The 25,201-nt window shown below is 65.3% G+C and carries 22 protein-coding genes and 1 tRNA gene; 15 read left to right on the top strand and 8 right to left on the bottom strand.

All coding sequences use genetic code 11. The annotated features are described in order from the left end of the window. Positions 1 to 69 precede the first annotated feature (69 nt). Positions 70 to 3,108, bottom strand: coding sequence for a TonB-dependent receptor domain-containing protein (locus VGN66_RS08470; RefSeq protein ID WP_327518392.1), 3,039 nt, complete (start codon positions 3,106 to 3,108; stop codon positions 70 to 72). Positions 3,109 to 3,437: 329 nt separating this feature from the next. Here VGN66_RS08470 and ctrA point away from each other — a divergent pair, with 329 nt between their 5' ends. After that, on the top strand, positions 3,438 to 4,145 hold the full coding sequence (gene ctrA, locus VGN66_RS08465) for a response regulator transcription factor CtrA (RefSeq protein ID WP_224920516.1): 708 nt from the start codon (positions 3,438 to 3,440) through the stop codon (positions 4,143 to 4,145). A 119-nt stretch (positions 4,146 to 4,264) separates the two neighbouring features. Here ctrA and VGN66_RS08460 read toward each other — a convergent pair. Beyond that, positions 4,265 to 4,354, bottom strand: a tRNA-Ser gene (locus VGN66_RS08460). Between the two features lie 133 nt (positions 4,355 to 4,487). On the opposite strand from VGN66_RS08460, the gene hspQ reads away from it, so the two are divergent. The 4 genes from hspQ (at position 4,488) to VGN66_RS08440 (ending at position 6,482) form a co-directional block, all read left to right on the top strand. Next, positions 4,488 to 4,868 carry a heat shock protein HspQ gene (gene hspQ, locus VGN66_RS08455; protein WP_327518391.1) on the top strand — a complete coding sequence of 127 codons (381 nt, stop codon included), beginning with the start codon at positions 4,488 to 4,490 and terminating at the stop codon, positions 4,866 to 4,868. Positions 4,869 to 5,109: 241 nt separating this feature from the next. Continuing rightward, positions 5,110 to 5,478, top strand: coding sequence for a 50S ribosomal protein L21 (gene rplU / locus VGN66_RS08450; RefSeq protein ID WP_224923515.1), 369 nt, complete (start codon positions 5,110 to 5,112; stop codon positions 5,476 to 5,478). Between the two features lie 13 nt (positions 5,479 to 5,491). Continuing rightward, positions 5,492 to 5,761, top strand: coding sequence for a 50S ribosomal protein L27 (gene rpmA / locus VGN66_RS08445; protein ID WP_327518390.1), 270 nt, complete (start codon positions 5,492 to 5,494; stop codon positions 5,759 to 5,761). Positions 5,762 to 5,927: 166 nt separating this feature from the next. Beyond that, a complete protein-coding gene (locus tag VGN66_RS08440; RefSeq protein WP_327518389.1) occupies positions 5,928 to 6,482 on the top strand; it encodes a GNAT family N-acetyltransferase in 555 nt (184 codons plus the stop codon). A 112-nt stretch (positions 6,483 to 6,594) separates the two neighbouring features. Here VGN66_RS08440 and VGN66_RS08435 read toward each other — a convergent pair whose 3' ends face one another. From VGN66_RS08435 to VGN66_RS08415, 5 genes are all read right to left on the bottom strand, one after another. Continuing rightward, a complete protein-coding gene (locus VGN66_RS08435; RefSeq protein WP_327518388.1) occupies positions 6,595 to 7,179 on the bottom strand; it encodes a hypothetical protein in 585 nt (194 codons plus the stop codon). A gap of 128 nt (positions 7,180 to 7,307) precedes the next feature. Next, a complete protein-coding gene (locus VGN66_RS08430; protein ID WP_327518387.1) occupies positions 7,308 to 8,762 on the bottom strand; it encodes a TolC family protein in 1,455 nt (484 codons plus the stop codon). After that, positions 8,759 to 11,944, bottom strand: a complete 3,186-nt coding sequence (locus VGN66_RS08425) for a multidrug efflux RND transporter permease subunit (RefSeq protein ID WP_327518386.1) — start codon at positions 11,942 to 11,944, stop codon at positions 8,759 to 8,761. Before VGN66_RS08425 ends, VGN66_RS08430 begins: the two co-directional genes overlap by 4 nt. A 12-nt stretch (positions 11,945 to 11,956) precedes the next feature. Then, a complete protein-coding gene (locus VGN66_RS08420; RefSeq protein ID WP_327518385.1) occupies positions 11,957 to 13,141 on the bottom strand; it encodes an efflux RND transporter periplasmic adaptor subunit in 1,185 nt (394 codons plus the stop codon). A 108-nt stretch (positions 13,142 to 13,249) separates the two neighbouring features. Beyond that, the gene (locus VGN66_RS08415) at positions 13,250 to 14,110 is read right to left on the bottom strand and encodes a metal-dependent hydrolase (protein WP_327518384.1); all 861 of its coding nucleotides are present in this window, start codon (positions 14,108 to 14,110) and stop codon (positions 13,250 to 13,252) included. 49 nt (positions 14,111 to 14,159) lie between these two features. Between VGN66_RS08415 and VGN66_RS08410 the strand changes: the two genes are divergently transcribed. The 5 genes from VGN66_RS08410 to VGN66_RS08390 all read left to right on the top strand — a co-directional run bounded on the left by VGN66_RS08410 (position 14,160) and on the right by VGN66_RS08390 (position 18,428). After that, positions 14,160 to 14,792, top strand: coding sequence for a TetR/AcrR family transcriptional regulator (locus VGN66_RS08410; RefSeq protein ID WP_224923507.1), 633 nt, complete (start codon positions 14,160 to 14,162; stop codon positions 14,790 to 14,792). Between the two features lie 2 nt (positions 14,793 to 14,794). Continuing rightward, a complete protein-coding gene (obgE, locus tag VGN66_RS08405; RefSeq protein ID WP_327518383.1) occupies positions 14,795 to 15,844 on the top strand; it encodes a GTPase ObgE in 1,050 nt (349 codons plus the stop codon). 53 nt (positions 15,845 to 15,897) lie between these two features. Beyond that, a complete protein-coding gene (locus VGN66_RS08400) occupies positions 15,898 to 16,455 on the top strand; it encodes a Uma2 family endonuclease (RefSeq protein ID WP_327518382.1) in 558 nt (185 codons plus the stop codon). 216 nt (positions 16,456 to 16,671) lie between these two features. Then, positions 16,672 to 17,454, top strand: coding sequence for a MipA/OmpV family protein (locus tag VGN66_RS08395; protein WP_327518381.1), 783 nt, complete (start codon positions 16,672 to 16,674; stop codon positions 17,452 to 17,454). A 71-nt stretch (positions 17,455 to 17,525) separates the two neighbouring features. Beyond that, a complete protein-coding gene (locus tag VGN66_RS08390) occupies positions 17,526 to 18,428 on the top strand; it encodes an alpha/beta hydrolase (protein WP_327518380.1) in 903 nt (300 codons plus the stop codon). Between the two features lie 69 nt (positions 18,429 to 18,497). Here the strand turns inward: VGN66_RS08390 and VGN66_RS08385 are convergent, their stop codons facing one another. Continuing rightward, a complete protein-coding gene (locus VGN66_RS08385) occupies positions 18,498 to 19,175 on the bottom strand; it encodes a hypothetical protein (protein ID WP_327518379.1) in 678 nt (225 codons plus the stop codon). 259 nt (positions 19,176 to 19,434) lie between these two features. Between VGN66_RS08385 and proB the strand changes: the two genes are divergently transcribed. The 5 genes from proB to VGN66_RS08360 all read left to right on the top strand — a co-directional run bounded on the left by proB (position 19,435) and on the right by VGN66_RS08360 (position 25,169). Continuing rightward, on the top strand, positions 19,435 to 20,538 hold the full coding sequence (proB, locus tag VGN66_RS08380) for a glutamate 5-kinase (protein WP_327518378.1): 1,104 nt from the start codon (positions 19,435 to 19,437) through the stop codon (positions 20,536 to 20,538). Then, positions 20,535 to 21,443 carry an NAD-dependent epimerase/dehydratase family protein gene (locus VGN66_RS08375; protein WP_327518377.1) on the top strand — a complete coding sequence of 303 codons (909 nt, stop codon included), beginning with the start codon at positions 20,535 to 20,537 and terminating at the stop codon, positions 21,441 to 21,443. Before proB ends, VGN66_RS08375 begins: the two co-directional genes overlap by 4 nt. A gap of 227 nt (positions 21,444 to 21,670) precedes the next feature. Then, positions 21,671 to 21,913 (top strand): acyl carrier protein, encoded by a 243-nt coding sequence (locus VGN66_RS08370; RefSeq protein ID WP_224923502.1) that lies wholly within the window; start codon positions 21,671 to 21,673, stop codon positions 21,911 to 21,913. Between the two features lie 69 nt (positions 21,914 to 21,982). Continuing rightward, positions 21,983 to 23,173, top strand: a complete 1,191-nt coding sequence (spt, locus tag VGN66_RS08365; RefSeq protein WP_327518581.1) for a serine palmitoyltransferase — start codon at positions 21,983 to 21,985, stop codon at positions 23,171 to 23,173. A gap of 37 nt (positions 23,174 to 23,210) precedes the next feature. Beyond that, entirely contained in the window at positions 23,211 to 25,169 is a 1,959-nt protein-coding gene (locus VGN66_RS08360; protein ID WP_327518376.1) for an ATP-binding protein, read from the top strand. The last annotated feature ends 32 nt before the right edge of the window (positions 25,170 to 25,201 follow it).

The raw sequence follows: 25,201 nt of genomic DNA, 5'->3' as shown, positions 1-25,201 counted from the left end.
CCTCAAACACAAAGGGCCGGCCCGCATCGCTGCGGACCGGCCCCTTGCTTGGGTCAGTGATACCCGGTTTTAGAAATTCACCTGGGTCGAGAAGGTGAACGAACGGCCGCGCGGATCCGCGACGCGCGGCTCCCACGAGCTGCCCGCCCCGGTGTTCGAGTCATAGGTGATTGCGAAGGGCGGGTCGGTGTCGAAGATGTTGCGGACACCCATCGTCATCGTGAACCCCTTCTGCACGCGCACCGTCGCGGCAAAATTGTACAGCGTGTAGCTGTCGACCGTCGCATTATACTCGGGCCGCGTCGCCGAAGCGGGCAGCGCATTGTTGGTGTAGCCGTCGCGATAGATCTGCGAGAGGCTGAACGTCAGGTCCTCGTTGGTCCAGGTGATATAGGCATTGTGCTTCCACTTGAGGCCGAGGTCGCCGGCATAGGTGAAGCGCCCGATCAGGCTGGGACCATAAGGCGAGGTGGGCAGGAACCGCTCGCGCTTCTTGAGCAGGCGCGTGCCGTCGAGGCCAGCCGTCAGCACACCGCCGAACAGGTCGGTGCCGCCACGCAGCGAGACTTCGAGGCCCTGGGTGCGCCGTGATCCGATATTGTCGGCGCGCAGGTCAAGCAACGTGATCGGCGTCCCCGCACCGCCGGCCCGGATCACGCGATCGGGGAACAGCGACTGGTTGAACAGCAGCTGATCGATCGTCAGCGACCCGATCGTATTGTCGACCGCAATGCTCCAGAAATCCACCGACGCGCTGAACCGGGCCATCGGACGGAACACGACACCGCCGCTATACTGCTCCGACGTTTCCGGGCCGAGGTTCAAATTGCCACCGGTCTGCGTTTCGGGCGTGATTGCGGCACAACCCGGAATCGTCGAGTCTACCCGGCCCGCCGTGCACGTCGTCGGGTCGTAGCGCGAGTTGCCCGGGTTGGGCGAGATCGTCACGCCATTGAAGATCTGGTTGAAGCTCGGGACGCGGAAGCCGGTGTTGAACGATCCGCGGAACATCAGCCAGTCGAACGGCTGGAACTTCGCCGAAATCTTCGGATTGGTGGTCGTGCCAAAGCCGGTATAATCATCGACGCGCACCGCACCCCGCACCTCGAGCATCTCGTGGAGCGGGATGAGGATCTCGGCATAGGCCGCCTTCACGTCGCGGGTCTTGGGCGTCAGCGCATTGGCATTGTCGAACGCCGCGTTGAAGATCGCCGGGGAGCCAAGGGAGGCCGCCGACGACCCGTTGAAACCATATTCCTCGCGGCGATAGTCGACGCCTGCCGCCATCTGCACATCACCGCCCCAGATCGCGAACAAGGGGCCGGAGATCGACAGATCGGCCTGCTTCACCTCATATTTGCCCGAATACAGCGCGGTCCCGCGCGCCGAGACGGCATCCAACGCCGCCATCGCCGCAGCCGACTGGGTCAGCGAGAACGGATTGAGGATGCCGCTGTTGAACAGGCCGACAATGCCCGGTGCGCTCGCGCCGGGAGCGGTCGGCGCGCGCGAGTCCGCCCCGCCGACGACTGCACCGGGGACGCCCGACGTGCTGCCTGCGGCAGTGGCGGAGGTCGTCGTGAACACGCCCGTGTAATGATAGCCGCCGCCCAGCACCGACGCGGACTCGCTGCGGGCATAGGATGCGCCGATGCGATAGTCGAAACCGGCGCCGATCGGACCTTCGGCGCCGATCGCCGCGCGGAACGTCTTGGTCTCTGTCGTATAGTCACGGCGACCGCAATCGATGCAGCGATAGCGGAACGCGATCGGCCGGCCATAGTTACCGACGGCGTCCACCGTGCGGTCGCCCGGCGCACCGATCGCGGGGAACACCGAAGCGATGCGATCATACACGTCGTTATACGTCGCCGCCGTCAGCGAATTGAGCGGAAACGCGATCGGCAGCGACGTGTTGTTCGACGAATACTGGTTCTCCGAGAAGCGCTTGGCCGAGTTCGCCTGCGACCCCGTTACTTCGGCGGAGATGCGATGCGCACCGAGCGCAACCGTCGCGCGGCCATAATAGGTCAGCGTGTCGATCGGCTGCTGCAGCACGGCGGCGCGGCCGGTGTCGTAGGCGCAGGCATAGCGCGCGCCCGGCACCGCCCACAGCACTTCGTCATACGCCATGCCGCCGTCGAACGAGTCGCACCCCGCCCCGCCCGGCAGATCGAGGATATTGATGCCGCCATCGGCGCGCTGGGTGCCGCCGGGGAAGGTCAAGCCCGGCAGATAGAAGCCGCCGCCTGCTGCCGTGCTGGAGGCGCTGCCGAGCAGCGTGCCGCCCTGCGTGATGCCGACGCCCGCCGCAGTCGGGTTGATCGCGAACGCAGTTGCGATCGGCGTACCGCGCGTGTCGATCGACAGGCCGCGATTGGGCTGGTTACCGTTCACGAAATCGCGGTCGCGACCATAAAGCACGCCGTTCCAGCTCTTGCTGACGGCGGCCATCACGTTGAAGCCCTGCTCCTTCAGGTCGCCATAGCCGACGGTACCCGACACGCGATAGACCGGGGCGTCGCCCTCTTCGGTGATGTCGGTGAAGCCGTTGAGGGTCACGCCCTGGAAATTCGTCTTGGTGATGAAGTTGATCACGCCGCCGATCGCGTCGGTACCGTAAATCGCCGACGCACCGTCCTTCAGGATCTCGACGCGCTCGATCGCGGCGAACGGGATCTGGTTCACGTCGACCGCCGACCCGGTCAGGCCATGCGCAGCGACGCGGCGGCCATTGAGCAGCACCAGCGTCGAGGCCGAACCCTGGCCACGCAGATTGGCGGCGGACAGGCCGTTGGTGCCGCGCTGTGCGCCGCTGGTCACGTCGCCGTTCGCGGCAAGGTTGTCGGCGCCGTTGCCGTTGGTGCTGAGGAAGCTGATCAGCTGCTCGGGGCTGTTAATGCCCTCACGCGTCAAATCCTCGTTCGAAATGATCTGCAGCGGCAGCGCGCTCTTGGTCGGGTCTTGCTTGATCCGCGACCCGGTGACCAGGATTTCGCGGTCGCTGGACGACTCTTCCTGCGCAGGCGCCGAAGTCGGCGCATCCTGCGCGAATGCCGGAACCGTGAGGCTGCACGCCGTCACGAACAATGCGGTCTTGAACTTCATACCCCAACCCCCTTTTGATCCGGCGCGCATTTTTGTGTCGGCTTCGCCGGAAACCACGAAATTAATCACGCATATTCGCTGTTAGCAAATGCAAAATAACAGCCAAGGCTATAACCTTTGGCTATATCGCGCGATGATGATCTTGACAGGATTCGGCTCGAATCGGTTCAGACCCGTCCGTTGCCCCTCGCCCTGGTACACGCCGCGACTCGTGGAGTCAGGCCGGTTAGAGAAAAATTAACCTTTTGCCTTCATTCCAGCTTAGGTTAATGAATCAGTCGCGTTGTGTGCCACAGGGGGCCTGCAACCGGCACAGGGGAAATCAGCCGATGCGCGTGCTGCTGATCGAAGACGAGCCGACGACTGCCAAGGCCATCGAGCTGATGCTCGCGACCGAGGGGTTCAACGTCTACACCACGGATCTGGGCGAAGAAGGCCTCGATCTGGCGAAGCTGTATGATTACGACATCATCCTGCTCGACCTGAACCTCCCCGACATGCACGGCTATGACGTGCTGAAGAAGGTGCGGGTCGCGCGGGTACAAACTCCGGTCCTGATCCTGTCCGGCATCAACGAAATGGACAGCAAGGTCCGCTCGTTCGGCTTTGGCGCCGACGATTATGTGACCAAGCCCTTCCACCGCGAAGAGCTGATCGCTCGCATCCATGCCGTGGTGCGCCGCAGCAAGGGGCATAGCCAGTCGGTCATCCGCACCGGCAAGCTCGCGGTGAACCTGGATGCCAAGACCGTCGAGGTCGATGGCGCCCGCGTCCACCTGACCGGCAAGGAATATGCGATGCTGGAGCTGCTCTCGCTCCGCAAGGGCACGACGCTCACCAAGGAAATGTTCCTCAACCACCTCTATGGCGGGATGGACGAGCCCGAGCTCAAGATCATCGACGTCTTCATCTGCAAGCTGCGCAAGAAGCTCAGCATGGCGTGCGAAGGCGAGAATTATATCGAGACCGTCTGGGGCCGCGGCTATGTGCTGCGCGAGCCAGAGGAAGCGGCCGGCGCGGTCAGCGCCGTCGCCTGACACCAATTCGTCACGTGGGGCAAAAGGGGGCCGCGCTATCCGGGGGGATGGCGCGGCCTTTTCCATGGCACGCCCCAGTGGCTGCCGGGCGGCGAACGCTTTGATTTTCAAGGAATAAGTGGCGGAGAGGGTGGGATTCGAACCCACGTTACGGTTCCCCGTAAACCGCATTTCGAGTGCGGCGCGATCGACCACTCTGCCACCTCTCCGCGAGGGGTCCGCAGGGCATATGCATGCCGCTCCGTCCGGTCGAGCGGGCGCCTCTAGACCAAGGTTCGCGGGGTTGCAAGCACCTTGCCGCACTCTTCTTGTGCGGACGCGAAAGCGCACTAGATTACAGTCATGACTCGCGCCTCCGACCCGCTCGATCTGGCGACTGCCGGCGTCCCCGTCCCTCCTGTCGCGCATGCGCGCTTCAATCTGGGCGAAGTGGTCCGGCACCGTCTGTTCGATTTTCGCGGGGTAATTTTCGATATCGACCCGGTCTTCGCCAATACCGACGAATGGTATGACGCGATCCCGGAGGATGTCCGCCCGCGCAAGGACCAGCCTTTCTACCACCTGCTCGCCGAAAATTCCGAATCGAGCTATGTCGCCTATGTCAGCCAGCAGAATCTGGTGCCTGACGACAGCGACGAGCCGGTCGAGCATCCGGCGATCAGCGGGTTGTTCGATGAATTGAGTGACGGGCGGTATCAGCTCAAGCGTGAGCACCGGCACTAGGTTTGCCTGGAGAACGCTGAGGCGTTCTGCGGCACCGGGCCGCTCCCCCACCCGGCCACCCATAGAATACACTGGCGTTGGGTGGCCGGGTGGGGGAGCGGGCCGGTGCCGCATTCCGGGCGAAAGCCCGGACAAAAGCCCAACAACGGTTGACTTCCCCCAGCGAATCCCATAACCGCGCCGTTCCTCCCGCCGGGCTTGTCCTGCGCGGGCACATGCTTTTGAAATTGAGAAGAGGCCCATGTTCGCTATCGTGCGCACGGGCGGCAAGCAGTATCGCGTTGCCGCAGGAGACAAGATCGTCGTCGAGAAGCTCGACGGTGAAGCCGGCTCGACGATCACCCTTGGTGACGTGCTGCTCGCTGGCGAAGGTTCTGATCTGAAGTCGACCGACGGGCTGACCGTTTCGGCCGAGATCGTCGCTCAGCAAAAGGGCGAGAAGATCGTTATCTTCAAGAAGCGCCGTCGGCATAACTATCGCCGCAAGAACGGCCATCGCCAGAACCACACGATCCTGAAGATCACCGCCATCGGTGCGCAGGAGACCAAGAAGAAGGCCGCGAAGGCCAAGGCGACCGAGGGCGATGCCCCGGCGGCCGCGGAAGCGTAAGGAGTAACGCGAGATGGCACATAAGAAAGCAGGCGGCTCTTCGCGCAACGGTCGCGATTCGCATTCCAAGCGTCTTGGCGTGAAGAAGTTCGGTGGCGAAGTCGCCATTGCCGGCAACATCCTTGTCCGTCAGCGCGGCACCCGTTTCTATCCGGGCGCGAACGTCGGCATCGGTCGCGATCACACGCTGTTCGCGCTTACCGACGGCCGCGTGCGATTCCACGACGGCAAGCTCGGTCGCAAATTCTGCTCGGTAGAAATGATTGCGGCTGCGGCCGAATAAGCTGGGCACCGTTCGGGTTGCCCGCCAGGGTGACCCGGGTCTCCAACAGGAGACCGCAAAAGGGAGACGGGTCACCCCGGTCTCCCTTTTTCTTTGCTCCCTCCACCCGAAATCGTCGCGGTCCCGTCATCGAAACGGGCCACGGCGCGATGCGAGGAGAGTGTCGATGTTCGCAAGAACGCAAAGACTGATGCTGCGGCCCGGCTGGATCGAGGATGCGCCCGAACTCGCGCGCGCGATCGGACATCACGAGGTGGTGCGTAACCTCAGCCGTGCGCCATGGCCCTATAGTCTGGGCGACGCCCAGGCGTTCCTGCTGACCGAGCGCAAGGCGACCGCCCTGCCCGTCTTCCTGATCTGCGCGCGTGAGGGCGCGACCAGCCCCATCGTCGGCTGCATCGGGCTCGACCGCGTCGAAACCGGCGGCGTCGAACTCGGCTACTGGATCGCGCCGCAGGCATGGGGTCGCGGCTATGCGACCGAGGCCGGCCGCGCGGTGATCGACATCGCCCGCACGCTCCGCGTCCCCACGCTCACCGCCAGCCACTTCGCCGACAATCCGGCATCGGGCCGCGTCCTGCGCAAGCTCTGCTTCCGCCCGACCGGCCGCACGATTCCCCGCCACTCGCTGGGTCGCGGCGGCGAGGATGTGACGGTGGAGTTCGAACAGCGGCTGTCGGACTCGGACTGCACCGATCCCTGCGACCGAATGGCGGCGTGAGGTTCTAAAAGCCCCTCCCCTTCAGGAGTGGCGGGTTGGACTGCCCCCGGCAGTCCAAGCCCAGTCCGGGGACTGGGCGACCCGCCACTGGGTTGGGTTGGGGCCGCCTCGCTCAACCAGCACGTTCGAGCAGCGCGGACCAAACGCCGTCCGCAAACGGCTTGTAGACGATCGTCAGGGGCAGGCACGCAGACATCGCCAGCAGGACCGATCTGCGGTCGCGAAGCCATCCCACACACAGCAAGGTCACCAGAAGCGGCACATAGGTCAAAACAACCGTGACAAGCCGGAGCGCGCTTAATGACAGCACGATCTTAAGCGCGATCATCAAGAGCAGATTGCTTGCGATCATCGCGACGACGACAACCTTGCGATGCGCCATCGCATGATCATCCGGCCCGAGCATTGCGCCCTCGCGCGGGAATATCTGCGTTGCCGCGAAATAATATAGCAACGTCACCACCGCCGCACCTAGGGCGGTGAAATAGTCAACCTCAATGACGTCTTTGAGCAGCCATGTGTTGGTCCAGAAGCTGATCAAATCCGCCAGCATAATCATGCCGAGTAGCGGCGTGAGCCAGCCGATCTTCTGGCTAGCGCGCTTGTCCCAAGTGCGCGAAAATCCGCTTGCGAGTTCTGCGATGCTCAAGCCGAGCAAGATACCGTAAAAGCTGATCAGAAATTCGAATGCGCTCACGAGCCGCCCTCCGCGATACTGCCGATGGCGACGCTATCGGCAACGACACTGTCCGTCGACAGGCTCGGCACGCAGGATGATCGGACGGAGCCAGTTACGCAACACGACTCCGCCCGAAACTCTGGACCTCAGTTAGTGGCTACAGCCTCGCGCCGCACGGTATCCGGCGCGGTTTCCCAGCCGCCGCCCAGCGCCTTGAACAGCGCCACCTGCGCCTCCGCCAGCGCCGCATTCGACTGGGCGAGCGACGCACGCGCCCCTGCCCGCTCGCGCTCGGCGTCGATCCGCTGGAGCAGGCTGTCGCGTCCCGCCTCGAACCGCAGGATCGCGATCCGCGCGGCGTTGGTCGCCGACGCATCGGCGCGACGCAGCGCGACATTGCGCTCGATCTCACCCGAATAGCGCGCCAGCGCCTGCTCGACTTCACGCAGCGCCGTCAGCACCGTGCCGTCGAACGCGGCGAGCGAACCCTCCGCCCCCGCCTCAGCCTGACGCACGCGCGAGCGCGCTGCAGTCAGGTTGGGGAAATTCCAGCTGAGCAACGGCCCGAGCGAGAAGTTGAACGATGAGCTCTTGCCCAGATCCTCGATATTCTGCGCGCCCAGCGACACCGATCCGCCCAGCGTGATCGACGGATAGAGCGCGGCGGTCGCCACCCCGACCCGCGCGGTATCCGCCGCCAGCTGACGCTCGGCCTGACGCACATCGGGACGGCGGGCCAGCAAGGCCTGCCCATCGCCGACCGGGATCAGCGCCGACACGCCCGGCGGGGTCGCGCAGGCGTCGGCCTGCCCGTCCAGCTCCGCCGGCGGCTTGCCGGTCAGCGTCGCCAGCGCATACAGCGCCGCGCGCCGCTCCGCCTCGAACGCCGGCACCTGCGCGCGGGCATTCTCGGCCAGCACGCGCGCCTGATCGACATCGCGAATGGTGCCGCGCCCGGCGTCGACCAGCCGCTGGGTCAGGTCGAGCGTGCGGCTCTGCAGCTGCACCGTCTCGCGCGCCACCGCCGCCTGCGCGGCAAAGCCGCACGCCGCGGCATAGGTCCGCGCCGTCTCCGCGGCGATCGCCACGCGCGCGCCGTCGAGCGCCGCCTGCGCCGCATCGACATCCGCGCGCGACGCCTCGATCGAACGGCTCCCCCGCCCGAACAGGTCGACCTCATAGGATGCGTCCAGCCCGACCCGGAAGAAGTCGCCCTCGACCCCATCCACACCAGCCGGCAGCGCGCCCTGCGCACTCTCCGCCCCGGTGCGCGAGCGGGTATAGCCCGAACTCACACTGGTCCCCGGCAACCGCGCGCCACGCGATTCCGACAGGATCGCGCGCGCACGCTTCAGGTTTGCCGACGCCTGACGGATGTCGGTGTTGTAGGTCAGCGCCTCAACCACCAGTCGGTCGAGCGCGGGATCCTTGAACAGCCGCCACCATTCGCCCTCGACTGCCCCGGGCGAGACCTTGGTCATGCCGGGATCGACAAACGCTGCTGCCGCAGCGGGCGGGGTTTCGGGCCGCTGATAGGTCGGGCCAACCGAACAGCCCGCCAGCAACGCCGCGCTCGCGCTTACGATGAAAAGGCGCTTCATGCTGCGGGCTCCGTCACGGGGTCATGGGGTTTGCGGCCCAGGCGTGCGCGCTGTGCGCTCGCCCAGATGCCAAACTTGCGGCTGATGACATAGAATGCCGGGGTGAAGATCAGGCCGAAGATCGTCACACCGATCATGCCAAAGAACACCGCAACACCCAGCGCCTGGCGCAGCTCCGCCGCCGCCCCGCTCGCGATCACCAGCGGCAGCACGCCGAGGATGAAGGCGATCGACGTCATCACGATCGGCCGCATACGCTGGGCCGCCGCATGCTTGGCCGCCTCGAACATGTCCATGCCCTGATCCTCGTTCTGCCGCGCGAATTCGACGATCAGGATCGCGTTCTTCGCCGCCAGCCCGATCAGCACCACCAGACCGATCTGCGTGAGGATATTATTGTCCATCCCCATCACATTGACCCCAAGGATCGCGGCAAGCAGGCACATCGGCACGATCAGGATCACCGCCAGCGGCAGCACCAGGCTCTCATAGAGCGCAGCGAGCAGCAGGAAGACGAACACCACCGCCAGCGCAAAGGCGATCGTCCCGGTATTGCCCGCCGATTTCTGCTCGAGCGCCAGCTCGGTCCATTCGAAACTCATGCCCTGCGGCAGCGTCTGTGCCGCGAGTGCCTCCATCGAATCGAGCGTCTGGCCGGTCGAATAGCCGGGCTTGGAATCGCCCTGCAATTCGGCCGCCGGATAGAGGTTGTGGCGCACCACGCGATACGGCCCGCTGTCGTTCTTCAACGTCATCACCGAACTCATCGGCACCATCTCGCCCGACGCCGACCGGGTCTTGAGACCCTGAATGTCAGTGGCATCGTCGCGATAGGGTGCGTCGGCCTGCGCCGTCACGCGGAAGGTGCGGCCCAGATAGTTGAAGTCGTTGACATAGGACGAGCCGAGATAGGCACCCAGCGTCGAGAAGACGTTGGACACCGGCACACCCATCCGCTCGGCCCGCTCGCGATCGACATCCGCGGTCAGGCGCGGCGTGCCGGTGTTGAACAGCGTGAAGGCACCCGCGACGCTCTCCTGCTGGTTCGCGCCCATCATCATGCCAAAGGCGGATTGCGCCAGCGCCTGATAGCCCAGCCCTTCACGGTCCTGGATCATCATCTTGAACCCGCCGCCGGTGCCGATGCCCGGAACCGAAGGCGGCGCGATGACGAGGATGTCGCCGCCCTTGATCGGGGCGAGCGCGCCATAGAGCGCCTGCTGGATATCGTCTGCGCTCTGGTCACGGTCGGCATGTGGCGCGAGCCCGATGAAGAGCACGCCAGCATTGGACGCCGTCGAGAAGCTCGCACCGTCAAGGCCGGCAAAGCCAACGACATATTTGACGCCGGGGAGCTTGCGGGCGGCGACGATCGCCTCCTGCACAACACCATCGGTGCGGTTGAGCGACGAACCCGGCGGCAGCTGCACCGCGCCGATCAGATAACCCTGATCCTGCGGCGGAATGAAGCCCGACGGGGTCGCGGTGAAGCGCCACCCGGCCACCAGGATCAGCGCGACATACACCACGCCGACGACCATCAGCATGCGCACCAGCTTCGCGGTCAGCTTGCCGTAATTTTCGGCCAGCCGGTTGAAGCCGCGATTGAACGACGCCCCGGCCCGAGCCGGCAGCCCGCGCCAGCCCGGCGCCGGCTCGCTGTCATGCCCCTTGTGCTTCAGCACCAGCGCGCACAGCGCCGGGGAGAGCGTCAGCGACACGAATGCGGAGATCACCGTGGCCGACGCGATGGTGATCGCGAACTGCTGGTAGAAGGCACCCGAAATGCCCGGAATGAACATCGTCGGCACGAACACGCCGACCAGCACCAGGCTGATCGCGATGATCGCGCCCGACACTTCGTCCATCGTCTTGTGCGCGGCGTCCTTGGGGGATAGCCCCTCCTCTTCCATCAGCCGCTCGACATTCTCGACCACCACGATCGCGTCATCGACGACGATACCGATGGCAAGGACCAGGCCGAACAGCGACAGCGTATTGAGCGAGTAGCCGAACGCCAGCAGCACCGCGAACGCGCCGATCAGCGAAATCGGGATCGCCACGATCGGCACCACCGCCGCGCGCCAGCTTTGCAGGAAGATCAGGACGACGAGCACGACGAGCACCAGCGCTTCGATCAGCGTATGCTCGACCGCGGTGATCGATTCAGAGATGTACTCGGTCGGGTTATAGTCGATCGAATAGGTCATCCCCGGCGGGAAGTCCTTGGCCAGGCTGTCCAGCTCGGCCTTCACCGCATCCGCAGTCGCCAGCGCGTTGGAGCCGGGCAGCTGGAAGATACCCATGCCGACCGCGCGCTTGTCGTTGAGATAGCCGTTGAAGTTGTAATCCTGCGCACCCAGCTCGACCCGTGCGACCTCGCGCAAATGGGTCAGGCGGCCGGTGGTGTCGCGCTTGATGATGATCGCGCCGAACTCGTCGGGTGTGGTCAGACGGCCCTTGGTCTGCACGCCCAGCTCGAACGCGGGGCTGACATTACCATAAGGCGGCGCGCCGACGGTGCCGGCCGCGACCTGAACGTTCTGGCCACGGATCGCGTTGACCACTTCATCCACGGTCATGTCGCGCGCGGCGGCAAGGCCCGGATCGATCCACACGCGCATGTTATAGTCGCGCCCGCCAAACGCCTGCGCCTGACCCACGCCCGGGATGCGCGCGATGCGGTCCTGAACCTGCAGCGTGACGTAGTTGGAGATATACTGGATATCCAGGCTCTTGTCCGGCGAGGTGAAGAACGCGACCATCAGGAAGTCGGGCGAGCTCTTGTTCACCGTCACGCCGATGCGGCGGACATCTTCGGGCAGGCGCGGCTCGGCCGTCGCGACCTTGTTCTGCACCAGCACCTGCGCCTGATCGACATTGGTGCCCTGCTTGAACGCGATGGTGATCTGCGTCTGGCCGTTCCCGGTCGAGGACGACGTCATGTAGAGCATGTTGTCGACGCCGTTGATCGCCTGTTCGATCGGGGCGGCAACCGTTTCCGCCACCGTCTCGGCATTCGCGCCGGGATAGTTGGCGGTCACGACCACGGTGGGCGGCGCGATGTTGGGATATTGCGCGATCGGGAGCGATGGGTAGGCGACGGCCCCAACGATCACGATCAGGATCGAGAGGACCGCCGCAAAGATCGGCCGGTCGATGAAGAAATGCGGGAATTTCATGGCTTGCGCCCCTTACTGGACGGTCGCCTGGCCCGAAGCCGGCGGATCGATGGGACGCGTGGGCGCTGCCTGCTTGGTCGCGTCGGGCGTGATCTTGCCCGCCTTGGGCGTGACCGTCGCACCGGGCTGCAGCCGGCCGATGCCGGTCAGGATCACCCGGTCGGTCGGAGCAAGTCCGTCGCGGACGATGCGCAGCCCTTCGGCCTTCGCGCCCACCTCGACCACCCGCGGCGTCGCCTTGTTGTCCTTGCTCAGCACATAGACAAGGCGGCGGGTCTGGTCGGTGACGATCGCTTCGTCCGGCACCAGCATCGCGCGATAGCTGCCCGAACCGAGCAGGCGCGCACGCCCGAACATCCCCGGCGTCAGGAATCCGGTCGGGTTGGGAACCACGGCATGCGCGCGGATCGTGCCCGAATTGGGGTCCACCGCATTGTCGAGGAACGCCATCTGGCCGTTCCAGCGATAGCTGGCCTCATCGGCCAGCTGGATCTGCACCGGATTCGCCGTGGTGCGCGACGAGCCGCGCTCACCGCGCTGATCCTGCCGCAGGTTCTTGAGGTAAAAGGCTTCGGCCCCCTCAAACTCGAACCAGATCGGGTTGAGCGACACGACGCGCGTCAGCACCGTCTGCCCTTCGGCCACGAAATCGCCGATGCTGACCTTGCGATCGGAAATGCGCCCGCTGAACGGCGCGCGGACGGTGGTGAAGCCAAGGTTCAGCATCGCCTGCGACGCCGATGCGCGACCCGCGGCCAGATCGGCGGCAGCGCTGCGCTCGGCGGCGACGTTCGCCTCCAGCTCCTCGGCGCTGACTGCCTGCGCGCTCGCCAGCGCACGGCTGCGGGCGGTGACTTGGCGGGCATTGTTGAGCGCTGCCTGTGCCCGCGCAATCTGCGCCTGCGCCTGCATCAGCTGGGCGCGATACGGGCGCGGGTCGATCGTGAACAGCGCCTGGCCCTTGCGGACATCCTGGCCGTCGCGGAAATGGACTGCGGTGATGACACCGTTGACCCGCGCACGCAGCTCGACATCCTCAGGTGCGACGAAGCGACCGGTATAATCATCCCAGTCGACGACTTCGCGCTGGAGCGGCGTTGCGACCATCACTTCGGGCGGCGGCGGCGCAGCGGGCGGCTGTCCGCCACCACAAGCACTCAAAGCCGCCAGTGCCACAAAGCCTGCCAGGACACGCATAATCGTATTTCCCCTTATTGCACCGCAGCAATTGGGGAGCGGGAAAAGAGGTTTCAACCCCGCAACGGATAATTTCTGATATTTTACGTTCAGTAATTCAAAACACGGTCAGGCGGCGGCGGTTCCCTGAGGGAGAATCGCCGCTTCATAGTCGCTTTCCGCCTTCTGGATCAGCGCGCGATCGTCGTGGTTCCACGGGTGGAAACCGGGCAGGAAGTAGCTGATCCAGGCGGGAATCATCCGCGTGACAATGCCCGGCGAGACCAGCAGATACTTCGCCACCATCGCCTTGGCGCGCCAGCCGGTGCAGCCATCCTGCGCCATCAGGTCCAGCGTCCCCTCGATCCGGTGCTTCCAGAAGGTGAAGCTGATCAGCAGCATCGTCAGCGACTTGATCTTCCACCTTTTCCACCGGCTCATGCCGCGCGTCGCGTGGAGATAGGTGTCATAGGCGACACCCTTATGCTCGATCTCCTCCAGCGCATGCCAGCGCCACAGGTCTCCATTCGCCTGATCGGCCCCTTCCAGATGCTTCGGGTTCCGGATCAGCTCCGCAGCGAGGATCGCGGTATAATGCTCTAGCGCCATCGTCGCGGCGAGCTGGACGATCTTGGGCCGCGACCGCGCGATCGCCAGCACCTGATCGACGCGCGATTCCAGCCGGGTGATGTCATAGCCATGATCGAGCACACGCTTGTTGAACGCGACATGCTCGCGGCTGTGCACGACTTCCTGAACCGTGAACGCCTTGATCTCGCGCGCCAGCTTCTCGTCCACCCCGTCCCGGAACGCCTTCACGCTCTCGATGAAATAGGCTTCACCCTTCGGAAACGTCACCGACAGCGCGTTATAGAATGCGGTCGCGGCGACATCTCCGTTCAGCCACAGGCGGTCCTGCCGCTGTCCGCGCCCGAACCGGCGGTCGCGCGGGGTGATGGTGAGGTCAGCGGGAGTCTTTGCGTTCGACATGGTTTTGCTCCAAGGCAGTCGGGAACAGACTTATCGCTTACTTACACAAATGTCAATAACGCCCATCTCCGAACGCCGTCGGCTCAGCCCCGAAGAATCACGCGATGCCGCGCTGGAGGCGGCGCGCGCGATCCTGATCGAGGCGGGGCCGCAAGCCGTCACGCTCAAGGCCGTCGCCGCGCGGATCGGGCGCACGCATGCCAATCTGCTCCACCATTTCGGTTCGGCGGCGGGGCTTCAGCGCGCGCTCGCCCGCAGCCTGGCCGAGACGGTCTGCGCCCGCATCGTCCGCCTGATTCAGGAGGCACGCGCCGACGGCCAGGCCCCGACTGAGGACAAGCCACGCCAGGTCGTCGATCTCGCCTTCGACGCCTTCGACAAATCCGGCGCCGGCGCCCTCGCCAGCTGGATGATCCTGTCGGGCAATGAAGATGCGCTGGACCCGATCCTCGAAGTCATCCACGGCCTCGTCGATCAGATCGCCGCAGTCGAGGGCGAAGAATCGGGCGTCGCACTGCGTGAGGATACGCTGGCGCTCGTCCTCATGGCGATGGGCGACGCGCTGCTCGGCGAACAGCTGGCCCGCTCGCTCGACCTCCCCCGTGGCGCCGCGCGCGAAATCGCGCTTCGTCAACTTATCGGCTCCCCGCGCTTTCTAAAGATGTGGGGCCAGGACATTTAATCATGCATTTTCTCGACCAGGCAAAGATCTTCATCAAATCCGGCTGGGGCGGCGGCGGCGCCGTCGGGTTCCGGCGTGAGAAGTATATCGAATATGGCGGTCCCGATGGCGGCGACGGCGGCAAGGGCGGCGACATCATCTTTGAAGCCGTGCCCGGCCTCAACACGCTGATCGACTTCCGCTACACCCAGCATTTCCGTGCCCCGCGCGGCCATGGCGGTTCGGGCAGCAACAAGACCGGCGCGGGCGGCGACGATCTCGTCATCAAGGTGCCGATCGGCACCCAGATCCTCGCCGATGACGAGGAACGTACCCTGCTCGCCGACCTCACCGAGGAAGGCCAGCGCATCGTCTTCCTGCGCGGCGGCGATGGCGGGCGCGGCAATGCCAGCTACAAGACCAGCACCAACCGCACCCCGCGCCAGCACGGCACCGGCTGGCCGGGCGAGGAAATGTTCGTGTGGCTGCGGCTCAAGCTGCTCGCCGACGCAGGGCTCGTGGGCCTGCCCAACGCCGGCAAGTCCACCTTCATCAATGCCGTCACCAACGCCCAGGCCAAGGTCGGCGCCTACGCCTTCACCACCACCCGCCCCCAGCTCGGCGTGGTGCGGCACAAGGGCAATGAGTTCGTCATCGCCGACATCCCCGGCCTGATCGAAGGCGCAGCGGAAGGCGCCGGGATCGGCGACCGCTTCCTCGGCCATATCGAACGGTGCAAGGTGCTGCTGCATCTGGTCGACGCCAATGACGAGGACGTCGCCACCAGCTACCGCATCGTCCGCGACGAGCTCGACGCCTATGGCGCGGGCCTGCTCGACAAGAAGATCATTGTCGCTCTGAACAAGATCGACATGCTCGACGACGAACTGATCGCCGCCCTCTCCGCCGAACTCGAAGAGGCCAGTGGGGCGGAAGTCATCGCGATCTCCGGCGCGGCGGGCATCGGCGTCGACTGGGCGCTCGACAAGCTGCTCGAAGCCATCGGCCCCGACCACGCCCGCGTCAGCGACGACGATGACGGCGCGGAAGAGGTGGAGTGGTCGCCGATCTAGGCAGCTGACCGGATCGCTTTGCTGATTTCCAGGCCGCGTGGTAGTATCCTGCCATGCGCCGCGACCCAGCCTATCGCCCGATCACAGCGGACGAATTCCTTGAAATGGATTTCGGCACCGACAAGAAATTCGAGCTTCACGATGGCGTGATTTATATGATGACCGGCGGCACTCAGGCGCATTCTTGGGTGCAGGGTAATGTTCTGACCTGGCTGCGGCAAAAACTGCGCGGAAGCAGCTGCCGGCCGTATGGGCCAGACATGGCACTGAAGGTTACCGACACCGATGTGCGCTATCCTGATGTGACCGTCTATTGCGGCCAGTCGCCTGACCCGTTCACGGGCGAAACAACGCTTGAGAATCCGACAGTGGTGATCGAGGTGCTGTCGCCCAGCACTACGACATTCGACCAGGGCACCAAGCTTGAGGAGTATCGCGCGATGCCCAGCGTCAGCACCATCGCGTTCATCGACCCCGCAAACCAGTTGTGCCGATCGGTCGAGCGCCAGACAGACGGGTGGCTGGACCAACCTTTCTCGGCGACGCGCGGCATTCCCCTGCCCTCCCTCGACCTAACCATCCCGCACGACGAGATTTTCGCGCGCGACTGATTGGCGCTCGGCCAGCGATGCCCCAGGGTCCAGACCCATAGCTGGCAATGATCGTGATTGCCCTAACGGGTTCGCTGGCAAGGAGCGGCCCGCAGCGCGTAGCGGCGCTACGCGCAAGGGTCGCGACGCAGACCAGCGGGCGCGTCAGGGCAACCGCGGAGCGGCGGGCCGTCACGATCGTTGCCAGCTATGGGTCTGGACCCTAGGTTGCGACCCATGTTGCTTCGCTTCACGCCGCTCGCCCTTGTCGCCATCGCCCTGCCCGCCGCCGCGCAGGAGGAGGAGAAGGAGCGCGAACCGCTGCGCACCCGCATCTATGTCGGGCCGCAGCTCTCGCCCAAGACGCCCGGCGCCAAGGACCTCTCGTTCGGCCCCTTCTTTGAAGTCTCCCGCGCGCGCGGCGACGACCTGTTCGATTTCGAGGCGCCCGATGAGAGCTTCGGCTTCCCGGTCGTCGAAGCCGGCCCCGTCGAATTCGGCCCCGCGCTCGGCTTCAAGGGAAAGCGCAAGGCCGCTGACATCGGCGTTCCGCTGCACGAAGTCGGCTTCAGTTTCGAAATCGGCGGCTTCGCCCAGACCTATGTCGCCAAGAACCTGCGCGTGCGGGCCGAGGCACGACAGGCGGTCAGCGGCCATGATGGCCTGGTCGGCGAGCTGAGCGCCGACTACATCGCCCGCGACGGCGACCAGTGGCTGTTCTCGGTCGGCCCGCGCGTGACGTTCGCCGACGCAAAATATCACCGCGCCTGGTACGGCATCACCGCAGCCGACAGCGCCGCGTCGGGCCTGGCGCAATACCGCCCCGATGGCGGCGTCGAGGGGGTCGGCATCGCCGCCGGCTATCTGCGCCAGCTCAACAAGCGCATCGGCATCAGCGCCTATGCCCGCTACGACCATCTGGTCGGCGACGCCGGAAGCTCGCCCTATGTCCGCACCGCCGGGTCGCGCAGCCAGCCTTCGGTCGGCCTCGCGCTCAGCTACACCTTTGGCGGCGAGTAACCAGCACCGGACAGTTTCGGTTCAGCAATGACCTGCCAAAACCACGGCATCACGATCGCCGGAGGGTAAACATGGTCAGGCTGTTGGTTCTTCTCGCCGGGGTCGCCATCGTCGCCACACCCGTCGCCGAGGCGCAGCGCCTGCGCGAACGGCTGGCCGAACGCGCCGGTGCGCGCGGAGCCGAGGCTCCCGCCGCGGGGATGGTCGAACACAGCTTCGGCACCGACCCGCTGCAAAAGCTCGATTTCTGGGCGGCAAAGGACAAGGCCAAACCCGCACCGATCGTGATCTTCGTCCATGGCGGCGGGTGGAAGCGCGGCGACAAGCGCAACGCGACCGGCGCGGACAAGGTCACGCATTTCCTCGAACAGGGCTATGCCGTCGCCTCGGTCAACTACCGCCTCGTCCCCGCCGCAAAGGTCGAGGATCAGGCCGCCGATGTCGCCGCCGCCTTTGCCTGGCTGCGCAGCAACGCCACCCGCCTCAACATCGACCCGGCCAGGATGGTGCTGATGGGCCACAGCGCCGGCGCGCACCTCGTCGCTCTGGTCGGCACCGACCCCAGCTATGCCCGCGCCGCCGGCTTCGCCCTGTCCGACATTCGCGGCGTGATCCCGCTCGACGGCGCGGCCTATGACGTTCCCGCCCAGATCGCCGACGGCGGGCGGTTCATGCAGGATACCTATGCGCAAGCATTCGGCAGCGACCCCGCGCGCCAAAAATCGCTATCCCCCACCCTCCACGCCGCCGGACCGAACGCCCCCGCCTTCCTGATCCTCCATGTCGACCGCGACGACGGCAAGCGCCAGTCCGAAGGCCTCGGCGCCGCGCTGCGCAAAGCTGGCACCCCGGCTCAGGTCACGCGGATCGAGGGCCGTGGCCTCGTCGGCCATGCAGAGATCAATCGCAAGCTGGGGCAGCCCGACTATCCCGCGACGCCGGTCGTCGATGCGTGGCTGAAGACGCGGTTTTAGGCCGTGAACCTATGACGACCGCTTTTAGCGCGATGGCTACTGGCCCCATTCAAAAAATAGCCACCGATCTCACTCGAACTGAGTCAATAAATACGGAAAGGGTTCTCCGACCGCATTCACGAAAATATACAGTTCGTTAGATATGAAGAGCCGATAGTAATTTTCGTCAGATATCTCCTCGGTACCGAAAATGCCCATTTTCACAGCGTGCGGAGCGCCATCTACTATCGAAAAATGGAAATCCGCTTTCACCTGCATCAGAAATTCAAGCGGCTCACCGGTGTCCAATCTCTTTGGAGTTTCATCTTCCATCAGCCACTCAGCCGTCCCCAACCTTCCGAACAACCCGCGGGATTTTCGAGCGGAGAATTTGAGCTCCTTAAAGGCTACCAACTCGCGGTATTCTTCGCAGGTAACGATTTCATCGTTCGCGAAAAACAAGACCCGAAAGTTTCGCTGGTAGCCTGTGATGAAACCCCTTGGCACCACAGCGCCCTTCAGCGGGCCTCCAAGCATCTCCGGAATAAGACCTTCTTCGCGAGCGCACGAAACACATTGAAAAACGACCATCGTCTCGCCGTGACGCGGCAGGCCATCGGGGATACGCAACTGAAAGAAGAATGCTTGCTGCTTTCCGCACAAACCGCACGACGGTATCGGAAAGCGGTCCGGCAATTGCGGCCTGCCACCGACATACGAAGTCTGGCCTTCGCAACGCCCGTCGCTGACGATGAGAAACTCGTCCATAGTGTTACCCCACACGCCCCCGAAACAATGGGCATATGCATAGCGGTGCGCTGCATCAATCTTAGTTCGGCTGGGTGAACACAAAGGGGCGGTAGTGGCCTGTCCGCTTGGCCGTTTGCCCTGAGCTTGTCGAAGGGCCACAGCCCGCCGTCACAGAGCGCAGGAGTGGCGCGTCGACAAGCTCAGCACGATCGGCGTGAGGCCCCACACACACTTCCCCACTTCCCACATCGCCCGCCGCGCCTGTATGCCGCGCGCGATGAACCTCTTCCCGCCCGCCTCCTGCCCGCGCCTCGTCGTCAAGATCGGATCGGCGCTGCTCGTCGATCCCGATGGCGGCGTGCGGCGCGATTGGCTGGAGGGGATCGCCGCCGACATCGCCGAACGGGTGCAGGCGGGGCAGCAGGTTGCGGTCGTCTCCTCCGGTGCCATCGCACTCGGCGCGCGCCGCCTCAACCTCCCCAAAGGCGGCCGCGCCAGCCTTGAGGATGCTCAGGCCGCCGCTGCCACCGGCCAGATCGCGCTCAGCCAGGTCTGGGCCGAAGTGCTGGCCGCCAACGGCCTCACCGCCGCACAGATGCTGGTCACGCTCGACGATCTTGAGGATCGCCGCCGCTACCTCAACGCCGCCGCGACGCTGGGCCGCCTGCTCAGCCTCGGCGTCGTGCCGATCATCAACGAAAATGACAGCGTCGCGACGGCTGAAATCCGCTTCGGCGACAATGACCGCCTCGCCGCCCGCGTCGCGCAAGCCGCCGACGCCAACGGCGTGGTCCTGCTCAGCGATATCGACGGCCTCTACGACCGCAACCCCGCCCTCCCGGGTGCCGAGCATATCGCACAGGTCAACCAGATCGACGCGCGGATCGAGGGGATGGCCGATCGCGGCTCCGCCTCCGGCATGGGATCGGGCGGAATGGTGTCGAAGATCGAAGCGGCACGGATCGCGGCCAGCGCCGGGGTCAGCCTCGCCATCGCCAGCGGCCGCATCGATCGCCCGCTGTCCGCCGACGCCCGCCACACCATCTTCCTACCCGAAAAACGGACGCGCGCCCGGAAAGCCTGGCTCGCCGGACGCCTGACTGCCAAGGGGGCAATCGCAATCGACGCCGGCGCCGCCGCCGCGCTGACCGAAGGACGCAGCTTGCTCGCGATCGGCGCGACCGCGGTGCGCGGCATGTTCTTCCGCGGCGACCTCGTGACGATTGAGGGACCGAACGGCCCGATCGCGCGCGGCCTCGCCGAGTATGACGCAGGCGAAGCGCAGGCGATCCTCGGCACCCGCAGCGACGATCAGGGCGATATCCTCGGCTACGCGCCCCGCTCGGCTTTGGTCCACCGCAACCATATGGTGCTGCTGTGACCCTCACCCTCGCCCTCACCGGCGCCACCGGCTTCGTCGGCAAGGCGACCGTCGACCACGCCCTCGCCCGTGGCCACCGCGTCCGCGCGCTCACCCGCCGTGACCAGCCGCCGCGCGACGGCGTCACCTGGATCGCCGGCAATCTCGACAGCGAGGACGCGCTTGCCCGGCTCGCCAGCGGCGCCGACGCGGTGGTCCATATCGCCGGGGTGGTGAACGCGCTCAGCCCCGCCGGTTTCATCAACGGCAATGTCCACGGCACCGCGCGCATGGCCGCCGCCGCCGCATCAATGGGCGTGCGCCGCTTCGTGCACGTCTCCTCGCTCTCGGCGCGCGAGCCGCAATTGTCCGAATATGGCCGATCGAAGGAGCGCGCCGAGGACGAAGTGCGCAAATCCGGCCTCGACTGGACGATGATCCGCCCGCCGGGCGTCTATGGCCCGGGCGACATGGAGATGCGCGACGTCTTCCGCATGGCCAAGTTCGGATTCGTGGTGCTGCCCCCCGCAGGCCGCGTGTCGCTGGTCCATGTCCACGACCTCGCCCGGCTGCTGGTGGCGATGGCGGAGAGCGACAGCGGGCGGCACATCTATGAATGCGATGACGGGGTCGATGGCGGCTACAGCCATGCCGAATTCGCCCGGCTGGTCGGCGGCGCAGTCGGCAAGCGCCCGATCCCGATCCACGTGCCCCGCGCCTTGCTCCACCTTGCTGGCCATGCCGACCGCTTCCTGCGGGAGGCGAATGCCAAGCTGTCCCCCGACCGCGCCGCCTACCTGAGCCACCCCGACTGGACCGCGACCCCGCACCACCGCCCGCCGGCCGCGCTCTGGGCACCGCAGATCGCGACCCTCGACGGGCTGGTCCAGACCGCCGACTGGTATCGGTCGCAGGGATTGCTTTAGGCGTCTTAACCGCCCTTGAAATGTTGGATTTTCGCTGCTTGGGTTCAGGCGATGGTTCCGGCCCGCATCCTCCCGCTATCGCGTCGCGCAGACCGCCTGACACTTCGCATGACAACCGCTCAAAATTGTCAGCTTTCCCTCCACGGGGTGTCAGGCACCGCCCCGCTCTCCCCGCAATTCCGCCGCAATCGCTTGGCACTGCGGCACCACCCATCTAAGGACCGCGCATGAGCGACCGTAACGACACCTTTGCCACCATCTCGGCCCAGATCGAGCCCTTCAACAAGAAGGGCGTCGCTCTGAGCGACTCCACCACCTTTGCCGGCGATCTCGAATGGGACAGCCTGACGGTGATGGATTTCGTCGCGGCGATCGAGGACGAGTTCGACATCATCATCACCATGAATATGCAGGCGGAGATCGAAACCGTCGGCCAGCTGGTCGATGCGGTCCAGAAGCTGAAGGGCTGAACCCACGTGACCGACGCCATTGCCACTTCCGACGCTCCGGCTCCGCTGACGGGTGACAAGCCCGATCTGATGAGCAAGTTCGACGCCATCATCGCGGAGCGCAAGGCGCTGCTCGATGCCGGCTTCATCGATCCCTATGCGGTCGTGATGGAACAGGTGAAATCGCCGACCGAGGCGGTGATCAAGGGCAAGGACACGATCCTGCTCGGCACCTACAATTATATGGGCATGACCTTCGACCCCGACGTGATCGCGGCGGGCAAGGAAGCGCTCGACAAGTTCGGCAGCGGCACCAACGGCAGCCGCATGCTCAACGGCACGTTCCGCGACCATATGGACGTCGAACAGGCGCTGCGTGAGTTCTACGGCACGACCGGCGCGATCGTGTTTTCGACCGGGTACATGGCCAATCTCGGCATGATCTCGACGCTGGCCGGCAAGGGTGACTACATCATCCTCGACGCCGACAGCCACGCGTCGATCTATGACGGGTGCAAGCAGGGCGTCGCCGAAATCGTCCGCTTCCGCCACAACAGCGTCGAGGATCTCGACAAACGCCTCGGCCGTCTGCCGCCTGACGCTGGCAAGCTGGTGGTGCTTGAGGGCGTCTATTCGATGCTCGGCGACATCGCCCCGCTCAAGGAAATGGTCGCCGTCGCCAAAAAGCATGGCGCGATGGTCCTGTCCGACGAAGCGCATTCGATGGGCTTTTACGGCCCCAATGGCCGCGGCGTGTATGAAGCGCTCGGGTGCGAGGACGATGTCGACTTCATCGTCGGCACGTTCAGCAAGTCGGTCGGCACCGTCGGCGGCTTCTGCGTGTCGAACCACCCGAAGTTCGAGGCGATCCGCCTCACCTGCCGTCCGTACATCTTCACTGCATCGCTGCCGCCCAGCGTCGTCGCCACCGCCGCGACCTCGATCCGCAAGCTGATGACCGCGCATGAAAAGCGCGCGCGACTGTGGGACAATGCCCGCACGCTGCATGCTGGCCTCAAGGACATGGGCTTCAAGCTGGGCACCGAACAGGCCGACAGCGCGATCATCGCCATCATCCTGACCGATCAGGTTCAGGGTGCCGCGATGTGGCAGACATTGCTGGAAAACGGGCTGTACGTGAACCTTGCCCGTCCGCCCGCGACCCCGGCCGGCACGTTCCTGCTGCGCTGTTCGCTCTCCGCCGAACACACGCCCGAGCAGATCCAGCGCGTGCTGGGCATGTTCAAGGCGGCGGGCCAGGCGGTCGGAGTGATCGCCTGACCATTGGCACTGGCCATGGCCATCTAGACACCGGATGATGAGCGAGAGCAGCATCTCCCGACTGATGCGCCGCGCAACGGCGATGGATTGGCGCACCGCGCTGATGATCGTCGTCGCGCTGCTCGGCGTCGGGGTGCTGGTCCTGCTGCTGATCAACCTGCGCACTGCCGACGTCCAGCGCCAGGCCGCCCTCGCCCGCCAGTCCGACAGCTACGAGATCATGGTGCTGGCGCAGGGCTTCGCCGCCACCGCAGCCCGAGCCGAAGCCACACTCGGCCGCTACGTCGTCGCCGGGGAGCGCGCGGTGGGGCGCGATTATGTCGAGGAATGGAACCGCGCCGGTCGCCAGCTCGGCGTCCTCCAGCGCCGCGTCCAGGGCAATCGCGAGCAGGCGGCACGTTCCGCCCGGCTTAGGCAAGCCTATGACGCCCGCGGGCTCGAACTCGCCGAAGTCGCGCAGAACACCAATTTCGGCCGAAACGAAGCGGCCTATGCCTATTTCAATGAAGCGCGCCGCTCGCCCCATCTCGCCGCCTTGTCGCGAGAAACCGGCGCGATCTTCGACACTGAACGCGCCCTGCTGCGCCGCCATACCGACCAGACGCGGATCACCGCGATCGACGCAGCGGCGGAAACGCGGAATCTCGCCATCTTCGGTGTGCTGCTGGCCTTTGGCGCAATCGCGCTCGGCTGGCTAAACCTGCGCGCAATCCGCGACCGTGCCGCAGCCGCCGCAGAAGCCGATGCCCAGCGCGCACGATCGGTCGAGCTGGAGGCCGCCGTCGCCGCCGCCACCGCCGGACTTCAGGCCGAAGCCCGCGAACGCGTCGCCGCCGAAGAAAAGCTGCGGCAGATTCAGAAGATGGAGGCGGTCGGCCAGCTGACCGGCGGCATCGCCCATGATTTCAACAATATGCTCGCGGTCGTTCTGGGCGGGCTCGAACTCGCCCGGCGCAACCTGCCCGATGGCGCGAGCGATGCACTGCGGCATCTCGACAATGCCGGCGAAGGGGCCAACCGCGCCGCCGCGCTAACGCGCCAGCTGCTCGGCTTCGCCCGGTCGGAGGCGCTGACGCCCGAGGCGATCGAACCGACCGAGCTGGTCGCGGGAATGTCGGTGCTGCTCGACCGCACCCTGAGCGACGGCATCACGATCGAAACCCGCAGCGAAGGGACGCGCTGGCATGTCTGGGCCGACCGGGTCCAGCTTGAAAATGCCCTGCTCAACCTCGCGGTCAACGCCCGCGATGCGATGGACGGGCGTGGCACGATGGTGATCGCTTCGGGCCATGTGGCGCTCGACGGCGAGAGCGACGGCGACTGCGCTCCCGGCGATTATGTCAGCATCGCGGTCAGCGATACCGGCACCGGCATGACGCCAGAGGTCATGAACCGCGTGTTCGAACCCTTCTTCACCACCAAGCCGGTCGGCAAGGGCACCGGGCTTGGCCTCAGCCAGATCTTCGGCTTCGTCCGCCAGTCCGGCGGCGCAGTGCGGATCGAATCGACCGTCGGTGCGGGCACCACGGTGACGATGCTCCTGCCCTGCCACGCGGCGGATGCGGTCGCGGCAACAGCACCGGAACGGGTGACGCCCCGCGCCCAGCTTGATCGCGGGCTCGACATCCTGCTCGTCGAGGATGACCCGCGCGTCCTCTCCGCAACGCTCGCGGCGCTTGAGGAGCTCGGCCACCGCCCGATCGCCTGCCCAGATCCGCTCGCCGCGCCGCGCATCGTCGCCGGCCTGCGCGCGCTCGACCTGATCATGACCGACGTGCTGATGCCCGGCCAGACCGGGCCAGAGATGATCGCCGGCCTCGAACCCCAGCTTGATCGGGTCGCAGTGCTCTACGTCACCGGTTATGCCGGGGAAGCAGAGCAGGACCGCTTTGCCGGGCGCCCGGTGCTGCGCAAGCCGTTCACATTGGTAGCGCTGGAACAGGCGCTGGCGGACGCAATCGCGTCGCAGGCACCCGCCGATACGGTGACACCCTAGATTTACGCGCAACCTTCGATATAGCGGAGGTG

The organism is Sphingomonas sp., assembly GCF_035998645.1.
Lineage (GTDB): Bacteria > Pseudomonadota > Alphaproteobacteria > Sphingomonadales > Sphingomonadaceae > Sphingomonas.
This window is presented reverse-complemented; position numbering and strand designations above follow the sequence as displayed.

Bases quoted from the DNA above. Each gene is read 5' to 3' on its own strand.
- VGN66_RS08470 (WP_327518392.1), bottom strand. From the start codon at position 3,108: ATGAAGTTCAAGACCGCATTGTTCGTGACGGCGTGCAGCCTCACGGTT.
- ctrA (WP_224920516.1), top strand. From the start codon at position 3,438: ATGCGCGTGCTGCTGATCGAAGACGAGCCGACGACTGCCAAGGCCATC.
- hspQ (WP_327518391.1), top strand. From the start codon at position 4,488: ATGACTCGCGCCTCCGACCCGCTCGATCTGGCGACTGCCGGCGTCCCC.
- rplU (WP_224923515.1), top strand. From the start codon at position 5,110: ATGTTCGCTATCGTGCGCACGGGCGGCAAGCAGTATCGCGTTGCCGCA.
- rpmA (WP_327518390.1), top strand. From the start codon at position 5,492: ATGGCACATAAGAAAGCAGGCGGCTCTTCGCGCAACGGTCGCGATTCG.
- VGN66_RS08440 (WP_327518389.1), top strand. From the start codon at position 5,928: ATGTTCGCAAGAACGCAAAGACTGATGCTGCGGCCCGGCTGGATCGAG.
- VGN66_RS08430 (WP_327518387.1), bottom strand. From the start codon at position 8,762: ATGAAGCGCCTTTTCATCGTAAGCGCGAGCGCGGCGTTGCTGGCGGGC.
- VGN66_RS08425 (WP_327518386.1), bottom strand. From the start codon at position 11,944: ATGAAATTCCCGCATTTCTTCATCGACCGGCCGATCTTTGCGGCGGTC.
- VGN66_RS08420 (WP_327518385.1), bottom strand. From the start codon at position 13,141: ATGCGTGTCCTGGCAGGCTTTGTGGCACTGGCGGCTTTGAGTGCTTGT.
- VGN66_RS08415 (WP_327518384.1), bottom strand. From the start codon at position 14,110: ATGTCGAACGCAAAGACTCCCGCTGACCTCACCATCACCCCGCGCGAC.
- VGN66_RS08410 (WP_224923507.1), top strand. From the start codon at position 14,160: ATGTCAATAACGCCCATCTCCGAACGCCGTCGGCTCAGCCCCGAAGAA.
- obgE (WP_327518383.1), top strand. From the start codon at position 14,795: ATGCATTTTCTCGACCAGGCAAAGATCTTCATCAAATCCGGCTGGGGC.
- VGN66_RS08400 (WP_327518382.1), top strand. From the start codon at position 15,898: ATGCGCCGCGACCCAGCCTATCGCCCGATCACAGCGGACGAATTCCTT.
- VGN66_RS08395 (WP_327518381.1), top strand. From the start codon at position 16,672: ATGTTGCTTCGCTTCACGCCGCTCGCCCTTGTCGCCATCGCCCTGCCC.
- VGN66_RS08390 (WP_327518380.1), top strand. From the start codon at position 17,526: ATGGTCAGGCTGTTGGTTCTTCTCGCCGGGGTCGCCATCGTCGCCACA.
- VGN66_RS08385 (WP_327518379.1), bottom strand. From the start codon at position 19,175: ATGGACGAGTTTCTCATCGTCAGCGACGGGCGTTGCGAAGGCCAGACT.
- proB (WP_327518378.1), top strand. From the start codon at position 19,435: ATGAACCTCTTCCCGCCCGCCTCCTGCCCGCGCCTCGTCGTCAAGATC.
- VGN66_RS08370 (WP_224923502.1), top strand. From the start codon at position 21,671: ATGAGCGACCGTAACGACACCTTTGCCACCATCTCGGCCCAGATCGAG.
- spt (WP_327518581.1), top strand. From the start codon at position 21,983: ATGAGCAAGTTCGACGCCATCATCGCGGAGCGCAAGGCGCTGCTCGAT.
- VGN66_RS08360 (WP_327518376.1), top strand. From the start codon at position 23,211: ATGAGCGAGAGCAGCATCTCCCGACTGATGCGCCGCGCAACGGCGATG.